Raw genomic sequence first — 16,183 nt, 5'->3', positions numbered from 1 at the left:
TGTGTGCAATTTAATTTATGGATAAAAATGAAAGCGCTTCACAAAATATACATATGAGTAAAAATGGAGGGGAATGTGTGAATAAAAAATTACTGTTATTTAATATTGTTGCTGTTTTGTTGTTAATCGGGGTTATAGCCGCTTTTTTTATGACTCAATCGAGTACAGATCTTAGTCCTAAAAAGCTGCTTAAAAAAAATAATGATCATTCTTATGGTGTGAGTTCATCGAATTCTCTGGCAGCAAATGTAGGGATGGACGTATTAAAAGAAGGCGGGAATGCAGTAGATGCGGCCATTGCTATTTCGTATGCCCTCAATGTAGTCGAACCTTTTGGATCCGGAATTGGCGGAGGTGGAGGTATGCTGATTGCCAAAAAAGATCAGCCTGCTACCTTTATCGATTACCGGGAAACCGCTCCAACTTCTATGAGCGGTAAAAACGGCGTGCCGGGATTTGTGGCTGGCATGGAATATATTCAGCAGAAGTATGGCACAAAATCAATGAGTGATTTAATTCAGCCGGCCGTTGAATACGCTGAAAAAGGGTTTGAAGTAGACTCTCTTTTATCTTCGCGATTGTATTATTCTAGAGGAAGGATGGATGTGGATGATCTATCTGCTTTTTATCCGAAGGGAGAAGCAATCGAAGAAGGAGAAACGCTGTCCCAGCCAGTGTTGGCTAAAACGTTAATTAAGATTCAGCGAGAAGGTGCATCTGCATTTTATAAAGGAGATTTGGCACAAGATCTTGCTGATGCAACGCCTATTTCTAAAAAAGACCTATCTTCCTATCAAGTGACAGAAACCAAGCCTGTCGTTTCTGCTTACAATGGAACGGAAGTGATTTCAGCGCCTCCGCCTTTTTCCGGGATTACACTGATTCAAATGTTAAAAATGGCAGAGAAAGAAAATCTTGAAACAATGCCTGACAAAGACTATTACGAAACGATGAACAGAATTAAAAAAGCAGCTTACTCCGACCGGTTAAAACAAATTGGCGATCCTGACTTTCATAATCAAAACTCAAGTGAGTTAGTTAGTGATGATTATATAACAAACCTGGTCAATCACCCGACAAGTTCTTCAGGTGAAGGGGATGAAGAACACGAAAGTACAACACATTTTGTAGTTATTGATTCAGAAGGAACCGTCGTATCAACAACCAATACGTTAAGTAACTTCTTTGGTACAGGCGAACAAGTTGACGGTTTTTTTCTTAATAACAATGCTGATACGTTTGGAAGCAAAGAACCGAATAATCGTGAGCCAGGAAAAAGAGCAAGAACCTTTACAGCTCCAACTATTATAAGAGAAAAAGGCGAGTGGGCGATGGGAATAGGTTCTCCTGGCGGAACACGGATTCCTCAAATTTTAACTCAGGTACTTTCTAAAAATCTTGAAGGAAATGAACCGCTTCAAGAAGCTGTAAATGAACCGCGATTTATTTTTGACGATTCGACTATTTATATAGAGCCTGATTTAGATACAAAAAATATCCCTTCTGCGTTTCGGATAGAAACAAAGGAAAGCGACGTCTTTTATGGAGGTATCCAAGCGTTAACCATTAATTTTCAAGATAAACAAATGGAAGGGGCGGGAGACCCTAGAAGAAATGGAGTTTGGAAAACAGGAGATTAACGAAGTAAAGATCCCTTCTCATATGCTTAGGCATAGTGAGAAGGCGTTTGAAAATATCGAATGGAATGAAATTCTTTGTCACTGGAATGAAAATGTACGTAAATGGGGGAACGATCTAAAGCAGGGTGAGCGTTGAAAAACGTGGCATCACCGTAGCGCAATGCTTTTAGTAAGTAAGGCATTTCTTGTTTGAAAATAGCATACCGTATGGCTTGAACAGACTTTTCCGTGTGTTCATTTCCAATAAATACGTATACATACAGCGTATCAACACCTTCTTTGTGGAGCCATTCGGCAAAAAGCTCATTTCGCTGTTCATTTAATTGATCAACAGCAAACTTTTCGTCGATCCAAAGAAATAAATCGTCTGTTTGTTCAGAATGGGTGAGCGTATAGCGACGCCCAATAAAAGGAAAGGTGGGCGTGCTTCCTTGCCGGTATGTGACGCTAAATTGCTGAGGATTAAAAGCAGACAAAGGGCATCTTCCTTTCACGCTTTTAAGTAGTTTATGCATAAAAAAGAGAAATTTCACACATTCGTCAAGAATTTTAAGCTGCTTTTTTTACATGCATACTTATGAAAAAGTTGTTACACTGAAGAAAAGAAATAGTGGGTGATAGATGATGGAGCCGCTGTATATTGTTTTAACGATTTTTTTAGCAGCCATGCTATCGTATGATATTGCTAAATTTGTTCGAGGAGACCGGCCAGATTGGAAAGAGGGTCTCGTGACGGGCCTTGTGTTCGTGGGCTTTTTAGCAGCCATGCAAATGGCTTTTCACATTGTATAGCGCAGAAAGAGGCTGGAACAAACGTAGTTTAGTTGAAGGAAGATCTGAACGGTGAATTGTTCGGATCTTTTATGGTTAAGGTGAACGTAGATTTCATGTGTGTAGTTATGTCTCAATCTCTTTTTTGAGGATATGTCCGATAAGTTTAGTTCGGCAATACTAAAAAGCCCTGATATCGAATAAGCTGTTGTATACTGCATTTTTGATAAAGGGGCTTTTTACTTGTATCGAAAAAAAACACTGCTTTTGAAGCGAAGTTTAGGAGTAGCTGTGTTTCTTGCTTTGATTGCGCTGGGAATTTGGATGTTTCAATTTACATTCTTTTCTCCGAGTCATCAAGCCAAATCTGCTGTAAAAGAATTTTATACGCTAGAACAGGAAGGGAACTTTTCGGAATCATGGAACCTTTTTCATTCGTCCATGAAAAAGAAGTGGACAAAAGGTGCATACATACAAGATCGAGCACACGTATTTCTCAATCATTTCGGAGTAGACACTTTTACGTATTCCATTGAAGATGTTGAAAAAAGAAAGAGCTGGAAGATGGAAAATGATCGTAAAGCGTTTCCTGTTGTTTACGAAATGACCGTTATCCAAACGTATAAAGGGAAATATGGAAACTTTGATTTGGTGCAGAAAGTGTATGCTGTTCGTGAAAAAGGAGAATGGAAAGTCGTGTGGGATTATAAACAGTAGGAGAGCCTGCTGTTTTTTTATCTTCATAAGAAATGAGCATACTTCAGCTGGTAATATGCCTCTTTTTTAACAGAAAAAACGTTATGTTTTTTTACGAGTGGGTAAAATGAAAGAAGGAGGCGAACACAGATGAAATTTAAAACGATTTTATTTGATGCATATGGAACACTGTTTGATGTACATACCGTTATTGAAACGTGTGATAAGCTGTATCCGGAACGAGGAGAAAGTATTAGCCATTTATGGCGTTTGAAGCAAATTGAATATGCAATGCAATATCAGCTGATGGGACGATACGTTGACTTTTATACATTAACAAATCAATCCCTGAAATATGCAGCAGAAGCAAATGATATTGATTTAACGGAACATGAAGAAAAAATGCTGATGAGTGCTTACATGAAGCTGAATGTCTACGATGAGGTCAAAGAGGTGCTCGCCTATTTAAAAGAAAAAGGATATCGTCTGGCTATTTTTACGAATGGTCCTAAGCATATGATTGATCCGCTTGTTTCTTATCACAATATGAATCATTTATTTGAAGACGTTATTTCCATAGACGAAATCAAACAGTACAAGCCTACAATGGCAAGCTATCATTATGCAAAAAATAAAATGAATGCAAAAAGAGAAGAAGTATTGTTTCTGTCATCGAATACATGGGATATTGCCGGTGCTAAAAACTACGGGTTCGCAACGGCTTGGGTTAACCGAAAAGGAAATGTAGCTGAGCATAAAGAGTTGCAGCCAAACGTAATCATTAAAAGCTTAAATCAGCTTATTAAATAAAAAAAGAACGAGCATTAAGCTCGTCCTTTTTTATTTATTGCTAAATGTATCTTTTGTTTCGCCTACTGCTTTTTGAGCATTTCCTTTTGCTTTCTCAGCTTTTCCTTCACGCTGAAGATCGCGGTTATTCGTTGCATTTCCGACTTGATCTTTTACTTCACCTTTAGCTTTTGATACATTTCCTTTAACTTTATCTCCTAAACCTTTACTCATTTTAATCTTCCTTTCTATTAGTGATTAAGTAGTGTTACTTGTCTATTCCACCGTTAGAAAGAAATTAAACATATTTTCTGATTTTGGCCTAAACAGAAGCTAAGCCTGCGATATTTAGAAGTACTGTTTAGTCACTATCATCATTCGGAGGTTTTAAGTTCCCACTCATCATAAATCTGAGATTCATAAGGCCATGATAATAAGCTTAAAGATTCCACTGCTTTTAGAACAAGAGGAGAAGCATTATCGATGTTAAGATCTTGGGGTGCAATCCACAATGCTTCCAAAGAATCTTGTCCTTCAAACTGGACGGGGTTGGAAAGAAGCTCACCGCCGGCAATGTCTACGTAATAAAAAACAGCAATGTGATGTACATGGGTAAATTCTTTCTACTTACAGGGATACTGAAAATCCGTTGTACCGGCTTGAGAAATAATAGTAATTTCAAAGCCAGTTTCTTCACTAAATTCTCTTTTCATCGCATCTGTTAATGTTTCACCGTGTTCTAGCTGTCCACCTGGCAAATCAAAGCGATGAATATACGGCCCTCTATTTTTTCGAATAACAAGCAGCTTGTCATCTCGCATACAAATTCCATATACGCCAAAGGCGCGATCATAGTTTGGTTCCATCTTTTTTCACTACTTTCTATAACAGAATGGCTTGATAAAGCATCATTTGATTTCTTTATCCTACCATACATTTTGTTATAGAACCTTTTTTAATGAGGTGCTTTTACAGTAAGCGTACGGGAAACAGCACTTTCGTTATGCAAACGGTCAACAGAGGTTACAACATATGTGTATGTTTGATTTTTGAGTGCGCTTTGATCTACAAATAATTGTGTTTCTCCTGTTTTTCGAACGGTTGTCAGTAAGTTTTCTGCGTTGTTGATGTCACCTCGTTTATTGCCTTGGAAGCGATAAATGGCATAATAGGCGGAATCATTCTGCTGATGATCTCGAATTTCAAACGCCGCTTCTTTTGTATGAGGGCCCGCGTTTTTTAATTTTGGTGCTTTTGGAGCCGTACCATCAAGCCAAGGCATTGCCGGAATAAGAGCAGGATGTTTATAAATATCGTTTTGCAGCTTATCTTTTATTCCTAGTGGGTTTCGGTTCAAATCTTTCAGGCTAAAATGCATGCTCCCATGTACTTCTGGAAATTGATGATTAAGAGCAATTTGCCTTGGATACTCATCGGGATCAGACCATGCTTCCACCGCGTTGTTATTAATTTTATAAGCAGCTTGTCCAATATAAAGGTGAACTGGCTTTCCGCGAACTTCATCTCTCCACCAGTTGAGCAGCGTATCGTAAGCAGCGGGTTCAAATCCAATATTCCAATAAATTTGCGGAGTGATGTAATCAATATATCCATTTTGAATCCACGTACGCGTATCAGCATACAAATCATCGTAGTTTGTTTGTCCAGCAGTCGTCTCAGAGCCAGTTGGATCATTAGCGATGTTTCTCCACACGCCGAACGGACTGATGCCAAACTTCACGTATGATTTTGTTCTTTTAATAGCCGTATTTAAATCTCGAACAAGCTGATTAACATTGTCTCGGCGCCAGTCTTCAATATTCGAAAACGTTTGAGCACCGTAGGTTTGATACGTTTTTTGATCAGGGAACGTTTGACCTGCAATTTTGTAAGGATAAAAATAGTCATCCATATGAACAGCATCAATATCATAGTTTCTTACGACTTCGAGCACTTCTTCAATAATAAAGTTTTTTACTTCGGGAATACCTGGGTTGTAGTAGAGTTGTTTTCCATAGGAGACGACCCAATCAGGATGTTGTTTGGCAGGATGATTATCGGCAAGTTTGTTTAAATCAGTATGATTCATGGTAATGCGGTAAGGGTTAAACCATGCGTGGAATTCTAAGTTGCGCTTATGTGCTTCCTCCACCATAAAAGCTAGAGGATCGTAGCCGGGATCTTTACCTTGTGTACCCGTTAAATATTCTGACCACGGGCCATATTTCGACGGATAAAAGGAATCAGCGGTAGGTTTAATTTGAACGACCACAGCATTCATTCCCATCTTTTGTACTTCATCTAGCAAATAGGTAAACTCTTTTTTTTGCTGCTCAACCGGAAGACCAGGCTGAGAAGGCCAGTCAATATTGTATACGCTTGCAATCCAAGCCGCTCGAAGCTCCCGTTTTTGATACGTAGTAGGTACGTCTGCTTTAGCAGGTAATGTGCTCGAACAAAACAGCAGCAAAAACAAGATGCCTCCAATCCATTTTTTTATATGCATGTTCGTTCCTCCTTCTTTTTTGGTTGAGATAAAATTTCTTTCATAATATAGCATGCGGTCGTTATATTCACAATAGGTTTTAATAAAATATTCTGAAAAATAAAATAAAGTTTTAAAAATATCAGAAAAATATTGAAATTAAACTTCAGAAAAAATATAATAATGGTAATTTAAAGAATATTTTAGAAATACGTTACTTAACGATGGAGGAATTCATGCGCCAATTTTCCGTACTTACTTTAATCGATGCACAAATGAATCATTACAGTCCTGCTGAAGGAAGAGTAGCTGATTACGTGTTAGAAAATCCTACGACCACGTTGAACTTAACGACCAAACAGCTAGCTAAGCAGTGTCAGTGCAGCGAAGCTACGATTATCCGCTTTTGTCAGCGTGTAGGGATTAATAGTTTTAAAGAATTAAAGATTGAATTAGCAAAAGATGCCCATAAGGTGAATAACGAGCAGCTGCCGAATCTTCCGGTTAATTTTGAAGACGAGACCGAAGCTGTGCTTGAAAAAGTCATGAGCAAAAGTATGAGCGCACTTATGAACACGAGTCGTTTAGTGAGCTCTTCTGCAATTGATGCAGCTGCGGAAGCTATTCATAGAGCGACACGAGTGTTTTTATACGGAGCAGGGGGATCATCTGTAGTTGCGCTAGATGCGCAGTATAAACTGCTTCGAATTGATATTTCAGCGCTGTTTTCATTAGATAGTCACGTTCAAATGGTGATGGCTACGAATATGACAAAAGATGATGTGCTGTTTGTAGTATCGACTTCCGGTCAAACAAAAGAAGTGGTGGAGCTGATGCAAATAGCCAAAGATAAAGGGGCAGCGGTTATTTTGCTAACGCAGCACGGATCATCTCCAGCTTCTAGATTAGCTGATATTCTGCTGACTATTTCAGTAGAAGAGCAGCATATTCGAATTGGAACGATGAGCGCTCGTATTGCTCAGCTAGCCATTGTAGATGCGATGTTTATACGGTTATGTATTCAAAAAGGCAATCAAGTGTTTGAGCGCATAATCGATACACATAATGTAATTCAAAAAATTAAGAGGTAGGGGGAAACGAGAAAATGAAGGTATTGTTTGTATGTTCTGGAGGAATGTCAAGTGCGATTGTGGTGAAAGCATTAAAAACAGAAGCACAAAAGCACGGAACGGATATGGAAGTGCTGGCAATTGGGACAAATGAAGTGGCAGAGGAAATTCAAAAGGGCTGGGACGTTGTAATGGTTGCACCACAGATTCGTCACCGGTTTAACGCAGTGAAAGCGGAAGCGGATAAAGCTTCTGTTCCATGCGGGCCCATTCCGCCGCAGGCTTATACGCCGCTTGGAGGTCCGACGCTTTATAAAACGGTTCAACAGCTCGTTAGCTAAGGAAAGCAGGTTTCTTCCTGCTTTTTAAATAAATAAGGGGTTTATTACACAAGGGGAGAATATAGAGGGGGAAAGGGTATATGAGCAAATTTGTGTCGTTTTTAGAGAACAATTTATCGGGACCCATGGCCAGGTTATCAGAACAGCGGCATCTTCAAGCCATTCGTGATGGTGTTATTTCCGCTTTGCCGTTTATCATTATCGGAAGTTTTTTCTTAATTTTAGCATTTCCTCCTGTGCCGCAAGATAGCACAATTGCGAAATGGGCAGCTGATAACAGCGCCAACATTTTAATACCGTATCGCGTAACGATGTTTATTATGTCTTTATATATAGCCTTTGGGATAGGGTATAACTTGTCCAAAAGCTATAATCTCGATCCGCTGTCAGGAGCACAAATTGCAGTTGCTGCACTACTTCTTACGGTGACTCCAAAGCTGATTGAAGAAGAAGGATTTATGCTTCCAATGACCAACCTTGGAGGACATGGTTTATTTGTGACGATGATTGTATCGATTTTATCAGTCGAGATTCTCAGGTTTTGTAAAGCAAAAAATGTCACCATTAAAATGCCGGAGCAAGTGCCACCTTCGGTATCGAGGTCTTTTGAAGCGCTAATTCCAGTTGCGATTGTTGTTGTACTTATGACCATTATTACAATTGTTTTAGGTATCGATCTTCATCATTTAGTTGATAAACTAGTTGCTCCGCTTGTAGAGGCAGGAGATAGTTTAGCAGGAGTATTAATACCGGTTTTCTTAATTACGTTTTTCTGGTCATTTGGAATTCACGGCGTCTCTGTTGTTGGGACAGTGGCACGGCCTGTATGGGAAGTATATTTAGCGAAAAATGCTGAAGCGGTAGCAGACGGAGCTTCAACGCTCCCGTATATTGCACCCGAAACGTTCTTTCAATGGTTTGTTTGGATCGGAGGATCTGGAGCAACGCTAGGCCTTGCTTTAGCAATGCTGTTTTTCTCAAAATCTAAATATTCGAAAGCGCTCTCTAGGACATCTTTTATTCCAGCGGTTTTTAATATTAACGAACCAATTATTTTCGGTTTGCCAATTGTCTTAAATCCTATTTTAATTATTCCTTTTATTATCATCCCGATTATTACAACGATCATTTCATACGCAGCAACTGCGACAGGCCTTATTACTCCAACATACGTAATGGTTCCTTGGACGCTCCCGGCGCCGATTGGGGCATATCTATCGACCGGAGGAGACTGGCGGGCGGTTGTACTGGTCGTTGTCAATATTGCTATTTCTGTTGTGATTTATCTTCCGTTCTTTAAAATGTACGACCGAAAGATGGTTGAAATGGAAAGAAGCGATGAAGCAACGGTTACACCATCCGATAGCTCAGTTCAAATGTAAAGAAAGAGAAGCCAACTTGTTTGGCTTCTATCTCTTTAATAGGAGTGAAGATCAATGTTTGTTCGATTTCGATATAAAACCGTGTTTTTATTTCTGTTGACCATGGTTCTTTGTAACGTTATTTTTACACCTTTGCTGCAGTATGCTGGTTTGTCAGCGCAGCATAGTTTATTTGCCATTACAAGTCTGTCAGCAGCTTTGCTTACAACATTTATTTCTATTCGGCTTTCAACAGCAGCTTTATCTAAAACCGCTGTTTGTATACGCTTTGTTTTGCTCGGGGCAGGGTGCACAGCCGTTACATATTTAGCCGTTTTTTAACAAGGAGGGGCAAGGAATGAAAGTAGTGACAATAGGGGGAGGATCAAGCTATACGCCTGAATTGGTCGAAGGGTTTATTAAAAGGTACAATGAGCTTCCAATTCGAGAACTGTGGCTTGTAGATGTTGAAGAAGGAAAAGAGAAGCTTGAAATTGTAGGAGCACTTGCTAGAAGAATGGTCAAAAAAGCAGGTGTTGATATGGAAATTCATTTAACGCTTGATCGAAAAAAAGCGTTAATAAATGCTGATTTTGTAACGACACAGCTTAGAGTAGGCCAGCTTGATGCGCGTATTCAAGATGAACGCATCCCTCTTAAGTACGGAATGATTGGTCAAGAGACAAACGGGGCGGGAGGATTATTTAAGGGCTTGCGAACAATCCCGGTTTTGTTGAAAATTGCCGAGGAAATACACGAAATTTGTCCAAACGCCTGGCTTATTAATTTTACAAACCCTGCCGGTATGGTAACGGAGGCGCTGCTTCGATATGGAAAGCATTCTAAAGTAGTAGGAGTCTGTAACCTGCCTGTACATATGACGAACTCAATTGCCAGCTTGCTTCAAATCGAAAAAGAAGATGTGCACATTGAATTTGCAGGGTTAAATCACTTGGTATACGGGCTGCATGTGTATGCAAAAGGAAAGGAAGTAACGCAAGAAGTCATTCAACTTTTAAGTGATCCAAAGTCTCAAGTAACAATGAGAAACATAGCTCCTATTCCGTGGCAACCGGATTTTTTGGAAGCTCTTGGCGTGATTTTATGTCCTTATCACCGCTATTACTATAAAACAAAAGAAATAGTAGCAGAAGAGCTTTTGGCCTTTCAGTCAGGTACTATGCGCGCTGAAGTGGTCAAAGCATTAGAAGCCGAACTTTTTGAACTCTACAAAAACCCAAATATAGAAAGTAAGCCTCCGCAGCTGGAAAAACGAGGAGGCGCTTACTACAGCGATGCCGCATGTAATTTAATTTCATCCATTTATAACGATAAAGGTGATATTCAAACATTAAATGTAAGAAATAATGGCGCCATTTCTTCACTGCCAAACGAATCTGCGGTTGAAGTAAACTGTGTTGTAACAAAGCAAGGACCAGTACCACTCGCTGTCGGTGAACTTCCGGTAGAAGTGAATGGACTCGTGCAGCAAATTAAATCGTTTGAACGAGTAGGAGCAGAAGCCGCGGTTACAGGATCTTACGAAAAAGCGCTGGTTGCCCTGACCATTAATCCGCTTGTTCCAAGTGACGAACTGGCTAAGGCGGTCTTAGACGAACTGCTTCAAGCTCATCGCAAGTATTTACCCGCTTTTTTTAAGGAAGTGAATGCGTAGTATGTATGCCGTTGGACTTATGTCAGGAACGTCACTGGACGGAATTGATGCAGCTCTTGTGGAGATTGAAGGAAGCGGCTATGGAAGTAAAGTTAAGCTTCTTCAGTTCATTACCATGCCGTTTTCACCGTCGTTAAAAAAAGAAATTGAACAGGCGCTTTCTCTCGAACATTCAAATGTACAGCTGATCTGCAGCTTGAATTTTAAACTTGGCTACGCGTTTGCAGATGCAGTGAAAAGAGTGTGCCAAGAAGCCGGGTTTTCTCTTGAACAAGTAGATGTCATCGGATCGCATGGTCAAACCATTTACCATCAGCCGTATGCTTCAGGAAATACAGCGATGTCTACACTCCAAATTGGAGAGCCCGCTGTTATTGCCTATGAAACTAAAACGAAGGTAGTGGCAAACTTCAGAGTGATGGACATGGCAGCGGGCGGGCAAGGTGCTCCGTTAGTTCCTCACACCGAACGAATTTTGTACAGCCACGCTGATCGTACAAGGCTGCTTCAAAACATTGGAGGTATTGGGAATGTAACGTTGATTCCGCCAAAACACTCTCCTATACCCGTAGTAGCTTTTGATACGGGGCCGGGAAATATGATGATAGATGAAGCGTGTCAGCAGCTTTTTCATGTTTCATTTGATGAAAATGGGTGTTTAGCAGCTGGAGGAACTATTATTTCAGAGCTTTTAGAAGACTGTATGAACCATGATTACATGAACCTTTCTCCTCCTAAATCGACGGGAAGAGAGCTGTTCGGTACACAGTACACAAGGAGACTGCTAGAGAAATATAGCAACCATAAAAAAGAAGATTTGCTAGCTACGATTACCATGTTCACGGCATCATCCATTGTACATCACTATGAAACATTTATTTTTCCTGCCTATTCTATTGACGAAGTGATTATTGGAGGAGGCGGAAGTTATAACAATACGCTGATGAATATGATTAAAGCCAAGCTAGGGAAGCGCTGCAGCGTGTATACACAAGAAGAAATAGGGATGTCTTCAGAAGCAAAAGAAGCCGTAGCTTTTGCGGTGCTCGCAAATGAAACACTTGCAGGTTATCCAAGCAATGTACCAAGTGCAACCGGTGCTTTGTCTCCTGTAATATTAGGAAACATTACGCCTGCACCACTATAAAAAAGGGGATGGAAGAAATGACAGAAGCAGCAAATATGGAAAATGAAATTTTTGAACTTATTGCATACGGAGGAAATGCTAGGTCACTGGCATATGAAGCGTTAGAAGCAGCTGAAGATTATGATTTTAATAAAGCTGACGAACTTTTAAGGCAGTCTCAAGAAGAGCTCAGCCATGCTCATAAAACGCAAACTGCGCTTATTCAACGTGAATTGAACGGAAAAACAATTGAAAAGTCGCTGCTTTTAATTCACGCACAAGATCATTTAATGACGGCTATTTCAGAGCAAAAATTAATTGAACATATGATTAAGCTTATTAAAAAATTTAAAAAAGAAGGCGAAAATCAATGAAAAAGCTAGGTATTGCGATTTATCCGGAACATTCGACTGTGGAAAAAGATAAAGCGTATATAGCACTTGCGCATCAATACGGATTTACCCGCATTTTTACGTGCTTGCTTTCTGTTGAAGGCGATCAGAAAAAAGTAATGGCAAATTTTAAAGAAATCATTGAGTTTGCCAATGAGCTAGAGATGGAAGTAGTAGTGGATATCGCTCCTCGCGTATTTGGAGCGCTTGGCATTTCTTATGATGATCTATCTTTTTTTCAAGAATTAGGGGCTTATGCTATTCGTCTTGATCTAGGCTATACGGGAAATGAAGAGTCCATTATGACCTTTAATCCATACGGCTTAAAAATTGAAATTAATATGAGTAATGCAACAAAGTATGTTGATAATATTTTAAGTTACCAGCCGAATCGAAAACAGCTATTGGGGTCGCACAACTTCTATCCTCATCGATATGCGGGATTGTCGTATGATCACTTTATGAAGTGTTCAGCGTTGTTTAAAGAACATAACCTTGAAACAGCAGCGTTTATTAATTCACCAAATGCTACTTTTGGACCGTGGCCTGTTACTGAAGGGCTTTGTACGCTTGAAATGCATCGTACGCTTCCGATCCACGTGCAGGCTAAGCATCTTTTTAAAACGGGATTAATTGATTGTGCAATCATTGCGAATGCTTATGCATCGGAAGAAGAAATGAAGGCGCTGCGTGATGTTGTTCAGCAAGAGCGCTTTACCTTTAATGTGAATCTGTATGATACGATTACCGAGCTTGAGAAAAAAATTGTGCTAGAAGAGTTTCATTTTTACCGCGGAGACGTATCGGATTATTTAATTCGCTCTACGCAAAGCCGAGTAAAATATAAAAAAGAAGAATTCAAGCCTACGCATACTCCTTCCATTCGAAGAGGCGATATTTTAATAGAAAATGAACTCTACGGTCAGTACAAAGGAGAGCTGCAAATTGCGCTGTTAGACATGGAGAACTCAGGTAAAACAAACGTAGTAGGCCGCATTGCGGAAGAGGAAATTTTCTTATTAAATGAACTGCAGCCATGGGATAAATTTGCTTTTTGTGAGCGGTGATGAAATGGACTATATTATTAGTATTGACGGCGGGGGAACAAAAACAGAAGCCGTTGCGTACAGCTTAGACGGCCAACAGCTCGCTGCTTCAAAAAGCGGTTACGGCAATTTACTCATTAATTACAACACGGCTATTACTCATATTGATGAATGTATTATGGCGTGCAAAACTGAGCTTGCTGGTCATACATGTAAAGGCATTTCACTAGGACTTGCTGGAAGTAAAGCATTATCCAAAGAAGAAATAAAACGATATTTTTATAATCGTTATCAAGTAGAAGTAGGTTTATATGATGACGCCATGATTGCACATGAAGCACTACTGCATGGAAAAGAAGGGATTTTAACCATTGCAGGAACTGGAGCTGTCAGCATTGGTAAAAAAGATGGAGTGTATGAATACGGTGGAGGGTGGGGACACCTTCTTGGAGATGAAGGAAGCGGATATTGGATTGGTCTTCAAGCACTGATATTGCTGACGAAAGAGCATGATCAAAACCGTCCGTACAGCAGCCTTAGTCAGACAATCTTGCAACATGTAAAAGCAGACACCATACACGATATAAAAAAGTTTGTCTATTCATCTCCTAAATCAGAAGTTGCTTCACTCACTCCGCTTGTTGTAAATCAAGCGAGAAATTGTAAACAAGAAGCAAGTGACATTCTTCAACGGGCTGGAAAGAACCTTGCAAACATGACTCTTCATTTGTATAAGAAACAGCGGTTTGAAGGGAGCTGCTTGCTGGCATGCAAAGGCAGCATTTTAACGGAAGTTCCAGAAGTGTTTAATGTTTATAAAAAAACATGTGAAAAAGAAATAAACTATATCCAGTGGGCAACACAGCGAGTATCATCTGCTAAAGGAGCTTATCAGCTGTTCATGAAAGAGTATCAATAGAGAAAAAATGATCGTGGAAAAGGCAGGGGATCACAGTGAACTTAAATCATATCTTAACAGAAAAACGCAATCCGCAAACGTTAAACATTGATGAATTATCAAGCCTGGAAATTGTAAAAAAAATTAATGAAGAAGATCACCAAGTGCCTCAGGCAATCAATAAGGTGCTGCCTGTTATTGCTCTGTTAGTAGATGAAATTGTCAGTGCTTTTAAACAAGGAGGACGTCTGATTTATATCGGAGCAGGTACAAGCGGGCGGCTAGGCGTGTTAGATGCATCTGAATGTGTACCAACATTCGGTACACCTGCCGAACAAGTAATTGGGATCATAGCCGGGGGAGACAAGGCGCTCCGGCATGCGTTAGAAGGAGCAGAAGATAATAAGAAACAAGCGATAGAAGATTTGAAAGCGATTAATTTATCAAATAAAGATATTCTTGTAGGGATAGCTGCAAGTGGAAGAACTCCTTATACACTCTCAGCGCTTGCGTATGCAAACAGCCTGGGGGCAGTAACGGGCTGCGTTGTAAATTCTCCTCAATCAGCTATGGAACAAGAAGCAAAATATGCAATAGTAGCAGAATCAGGGCCGGAAGTTGTAACAGGTTCTACAAGAATGAAAGCCGGAACTGCTCAAAAGCTTGTTCTTAATATGCTGACGACCGCTTCTATGATTCAAATCGGTAAAGTCTACAGCAATCTAATGGTAGACGTACAGCCGACTAATGATAAACTCGTACAGCGTGCTAAAAATATTATTGCAGAACTAACAGGCGTCTCATCAGAAGAGGCAGCGGAAAGTTTACAAACATACAAAACGCCAAAAGCCGCTATCCTTGCGCTTCTTACTTCTATAGAAGGTGATGAAGTGCACCGGCTGCTTGATAAACATGACGGACATTTAAAAAAAGCGATTGGAGAAGCAAAGGAACAGCAGATTAAAGATTAAGCCGCCAGCAAATTAAATTATTTACGTAAAGATAAAAAACTCATGTTACGCTAGTAGCATGAGTTTTTTATGATGTTGGAAGTGGAGGAGCAATGAATGAAAATTGGGTTAGCGCAAGTGAGATTTCCAAAGTCAGCCGCAGAGGGTATAGCAACGGTAGAAAATTGTATGAAACAAGCAGCAGAAGAAGGATGTAACCTTGTATGTTTTCCAGAATCAATTGTGCCGGGACTTAGAGGAGTTGGTTTTGAAGTTGAGACATACAATCACGAAATTCAACAAAATGCGCTTTATAAAGTTAAGTTTCTTGCCAAACAGTTAAAGCTCAACGTAATTTTACCACTGGAATGGCGTGACGAACTTGGAATGCATTTAACTGCTTTTGTAATTGATGAAAATGGAAAAGAATTAGGGTATCAAACTAAAAATCAAATCGATCCAGCAGAAGATCAATTTGGTTATAAGCCTGGAAATGGCCGCAAGTTGTTTGAAATAAACGGCGTGAAATTCGGTATTGTTATTTGCCACGAGGGATGGCGCTATCCTGAAACTGTTCGATGGGCTGCTGTAAGAGGAGCAAGCATTGTGTTTCATCCACAGTTTACTGGTGAAGTACCAGATCCGAAGTTTTATGATTATGCAATGATTGCAAGAAGTACGGAGAATGGTATTTATTTTGCAAGCGTGAATTATGCCTTAGAGAACCAAAAAAGTACAACTTCTCTTCTTTCTCCAAAGGGTGAATGTTTGATAAAAGCGGAAGCTGAAAAGCAGGAATTACTAACGTATACGATAGAGCCCGGCAAAGCAAACCGGCTGTTAGCTCAGCGCTTGTTATCCAATTTACTATTGTAAAAAAGTTTATTTTTCTAGTTAAATTAGCATGTGCGCTCTGATAATCCTTTGGTTATTTCTCCTTATG

18 protein-coding genes and 1 pseudogene are annotated in these 16,183 nt (G+C 39.8%); 15 read left to right on the top strand and 4 right to left on the bottom strand.

Annotated features, from left to right (window positions below):
- Nucleotides 1–77: 77 nt before the first annotated feature.
- On the top strand, nt 78–1,640 hold the full coding sequence (locus tag ACWATA_RS19340) for a gamma-glutamyltransferase family protein (RefSeq protein WP_034269815.1): 1,563 nt from the start codon (nt 78–80) through the stop codon (nt 1,638–1,640).
- A 26-nt stretch (nt 1,641–1,666) separates the two neighbouring features.
- On the opposite strand, the gene ACWATA_RS19335 is transcribed toward ACWATA_RS19340, so the two are convergent.
- On the bottom strand, nt 1,667–2,116 hold the full coding sequence (locus ACWATA_RS19335; RefSeq protein WP_098113742.1) for a staygreen family protein: 450 nt from the start codon (nt 2,114–2,116) through the stop codon (nt 1,667–1,669).
- 148 nt (nt 2,117–2,264) lie between these two features.
- Between ACWATA_RS19335 and ACWATA_RS19330 the strand changes: the two genes are divergently transcribed.
- From ACWATA_RS19330 to ACWATA_RS19320, 3 genes are all read left to right on the top strand, one after another.
- On the top strand, nt 2,265–2,432 hold the full coding sequence (locus ACWATA_RS19330; RefSeq protein WP_014461305.1) for a hypothetical protein: 168 nt from the start codon (nt 2,265–2,267) through the stop codon (nt 2,430–2,432).
- 222 nt (nt 2,433–2,654) lie between these two features.
- Nucleotides 2,655–3,128 carry a hypothetical protein gene (locus ACWATA_RS19325; protein ID WP_028412244.1) on the top strand — a complete coding sequence of 158 codons (474 nt, stop codon included), beginning with the start codon at nt 2,655–2,657 and terminating at the stop codon, nt 3,126–3,128.
- Between the two features lie 129 nt (nt 3,129–3,257).
- Complete coding sequence (locus tag ACWATA_RS19320) at nt 3,258–3,917, top strand: haloacid dehalogenase type II (RefSeq protein WP_028412245.1); 660 nt, start codon at nt 3,258–3,260, stop codon at nt 3,915–3,917.
- Nucleotides 3,918–3,947: 30 nt separating this feature from the next.
- Here ACWATA_RS19320 and ACWATA_RS19315 read toward each other — a convergent pair whose 3' ends face one another.
- The 3 genes and pseudogenes from ACWATA_RS19315 to ACWATA_RS19305 all read right to left on the bottom strand — a co-directional run bounded on the left by ACWATA_RS19315 (nt 3,948) and on the right by ACWATA_RS19305 (nt 6,402).
- A complete protein-coding gene (locus ACWATA_RS19315) occupies nt 3,948–4,130 on the bottom strand; it encodes a CsbD family protein (RefSeq protein WP_014461302.1) in 183 nt (60 codons plus the stop codon).
- Nucleotides 4,131–4,270: 140 nt separating this feature from the next.
- Nucleotides 4,271–4,762: pseudogene (locus ACWATA_RS19310) on the bottom strand (NUDIX hydrolase).
- Nucleotides 4,763–4,851: 89 nt separating this feature from the next.
- Nucleotides 4,852–6,402 carry a glycoside hydrolase family 10-like protein gene (locus tag ACWATA_RS19305; RefSeq protein ID WP_098113744.1) on the bottom strand — a complete coding sequence of 517 codons (1,551 nt, stop codon included), beginning with the start codon at nt 6,400–6,402 and terminating at the stop codon, nt 4,852–4,854.
- Nucleotides 6,403–6,617: 215 nt separating this feature from the next.
- Between ACWATA_RS19305 and ACWATA_RS19300 the strand changes: the two genes are divergently transcribed.
- From ACWATA_RS19300 to ACWATA_RS19250, 11 genes are all read left to right on the top strand, one after another.
- Nucleotides 6,618–7,472 carry a MurR/RpiR family transcriptional regulator gene (locus tag ACWATA_RS19300; RefSeq protein ID WP_154991670.1) on the top strand — a complete coding sequence of 285 codons (855 nt, stop codon included), beginning with the start codon at nt 6,618–6,620 and terminating at the stop codon, nt 7,470–7,472.
- A gap of 14 nt (nt 7,473–7,486) precedes the next feature.
- Nucleotides 7,487–7,792, top strand: a complete 306-nt coding sequence (locus tag ACWATA_RS19295; RefSeq protein WP_028412249.1) for a PTS sugar transporter subunit IIB — start codon at nt 7,487–7,489, stop codon at nt 7,790–7,792.
- An 80-nt stretch (nt 7,793–7,872) separates the two neighbouring features.
- A complete protein-coding gene (locus tag ACWATA_RS19290) occupies nt 7,873–9,174 on the top strand; it encodes a PTS sugar transporter subunit IIC (RefSeq protein WP_033578207.1) in 1,302 nt (433 codons plus the stop codon).
- A 54-nt stretch (nt 9,175–9,228) separates the two neighbouring features.
- Nucleotides 9,229–9,495, top strand: a complete 267-nt coding sequence (locus tag ACWATA_RS19285; protein ID WP_033578208.1) for a hypothetical protein — start codon at nt 9,229–9,231, stop codon at nt 9,493–9,495.
- A gap of 16 nt (nt 9,496–9,511) precedes the next feature.
- The gene (locus tag ACWATA_RS19280; RefSeq protein WP_155008417.1) at nt 9,512–10,828 is read left to right on the top strand and encodes a 6-phospho-beta-glucosidase; all 1,317 of its coding nucleotides are present in this window, start codon (nt 9,512–9,514) and stop codon (nt 10,826–10,828) included.
- Between the two features lies 1 nt (nt 10,829).
- Nucleotides 10,830–11,975, top strand: coding sequence for an anhydro-N-acetylmuramic acid kinase AnmK (gene anmK / locus ACWATA_RS19275; protein WP_155008416.1), 1,146 nt, complete (start codon nt 10,830–10,832; stop codon nt 11,973–11,975).
- A 17-nt stretch (nt 11,976–11,992) separates the two neighbouring features.
- The gene (locus tag ACWATA_RS19270) at nt 11,993–12,328 is read left to right on the top strand and encodes a PTS lactose/cellobiose transporter subunit IIA (protein WP_098626056.1); all 336 of its coding nucleotides are present in this window, start codon (nt 11,993–11,995) and stop codon (nt 12,326–12,328) included.
- Nucleotides 12,325–13,413 carry a DUF871 domain-containing protein gene (locus tag ACWATA_RS19265; protein WP_473050113.1) on the top strand — a complete coding sequence of 363 codons (1,089 nt, stop codon included), beginning with the start codon at nt 12,325–12,327 and terminating at the stop codon, nt 13,411–13,413. The genes ACWATA_RS19270 and ACWATA_RS19265 overlap by 4 nt, the downstream gene beginning before the upstream one ends.
- Nucleotides 13,414–13,417: 4 nt before the next feature.
- Nucleotides 13,418–14,311 (top strand): BadF/BadG/BcrA/BcrD ATPase family protein, encoded by an 894-nt coding sequence (locus ACWATA_RS19260; protein WP_098626100.1) that lies wholly within the window; start codon nt 13,418–13,420, stop codon nt 14,309–14,311.
- Nucleotides 14,312–14,346: 35 nt separating this feature from the next.
- A complete protein-coding gene (gene murQ, locus ACWATA_RS19255) occupies nt 14,347–15,261 on the top strand; it encodes an N-acetylmuramic acid 6-phosphate etherase (protein ID WP_098626060.1) in 915 nt (304 codons plus the stop codon).
- Nucleotides 15,262–15,357: 96 nt separating this feature from the next.
- The gene (locus ACWATA_RS19250) at nt 15,358–16,116 is read left to right on the top strand and encodes a carbon-nitrogen hydrolase family protein (RefSeq protein ID WP_473050112.1); all 759 of its coding nucleotides are present in this window, start codon (nt 15,358–15,360) and stop codon (nt 16,114–16,116) included.
- Nucleotides 16,117–16,183 lie beyond the last annotated feature (67 nt).

The sequence above is a fragment of the Priestia sp. USM5 genome (assembly GCF_058323215.1).
This window is presented reverse-complemented; position numbering and strand designations above follow the sequence as displayed.

Coding starts and splice junctions, on each gene's coding strand:
- ACWATA_RS19305 (WP_098113744.1), bottom strand. CDS start 6,402: ATGCATATAAAAAAATGGATTGGAGGCATCTTGTTTTTGCTGCTGTTT.
- ACWATA_RS19295 (WP_028412249.1), top strand. CDS start 7,487: ATGAAGGTATTGTTTGTATGTTCTGGAGGAATGTCAAGTGCGATTGTG.
- ACWATA_RS19315 (WP_014461302.1), bottom strand. CDS start 4,130: ATGAGTAAAGGTTTAGGAGATAAAGTTAAAGGAAATGTATCAAAAGCT.
- ACWATA_RS19250 (WP_473050112.1), top strand. CDS start 15,358: ATGAAAATTGGGTTAGCGCAAGTGAGATTTCCAAAGTCAGCCGCAGAG.
- anmK (WP_155008416.1), top strand. CDS start 10,830: ATGTATGCCGTTGGACTTATGTCAGGAACGTCACTGGACGGAATTGAT.
- ACWATA_RS19270 (WP_098626056.1), top strand. CDS start 11,993: ATGACAGAAGCAGCAAATATGGAAAATGAAATTTTTGAACTTATTGCA.
- ACWATA_RS19320 (WP_028412245.1), top strand. CDS start 3,258: ATGAAATTTAAAACGATTTTATTTGATGCATATGGAACACTGTTTGAT.
- ACWATA_RS19300 (WP_154991670.1), top strand. CDS start 6,618: ATGCGCCAATTTTCCGTACTTACTTTAATCGATGCACAAATGAATCAT.
- ACWATA_RS19290 (WP_033578207.1), top strand. CDS start 7,873: ATGAGCAAATTTGTGTCGTTTTTAGAGAACAATTTATCGGGACCCATG.
- ACWATA_RS19265 (WP_473050113.1), top strand. CDS start 12,325: ATGAAAAAGCTAGGTATTGCGATTTATCCGGAACATTCGACTGTGGAA.
- ACWATA_RS19330 (WP_014461305.1), top strand. CDS start 2,265: ATGGAGCCGCTGTATATTGTTTTAACGATTTTTTTAGCAGCCATGCTA.
- ACWATA_RS19285 (WP_033578208.1), top strand. CDS start 9,229: ATGTTTGTTCGATTTCGATATAAAACCGTGTTTTTATTTCTGTTGACC.
- ACWATA_RS19260 (WP_098626100.1), top strand. CDS start 13,418: ATGGACTATATTATTAGTATTGACGGCGGGGGAACAAAAACAGAAGCC.
- ACWATA_RS19280 (WP_155008417.1), top strand. CDS start 9,512: ATGAAAGTAGTGACAATAGGGGGAGGATCAAGCTATACGCCTGAATTG.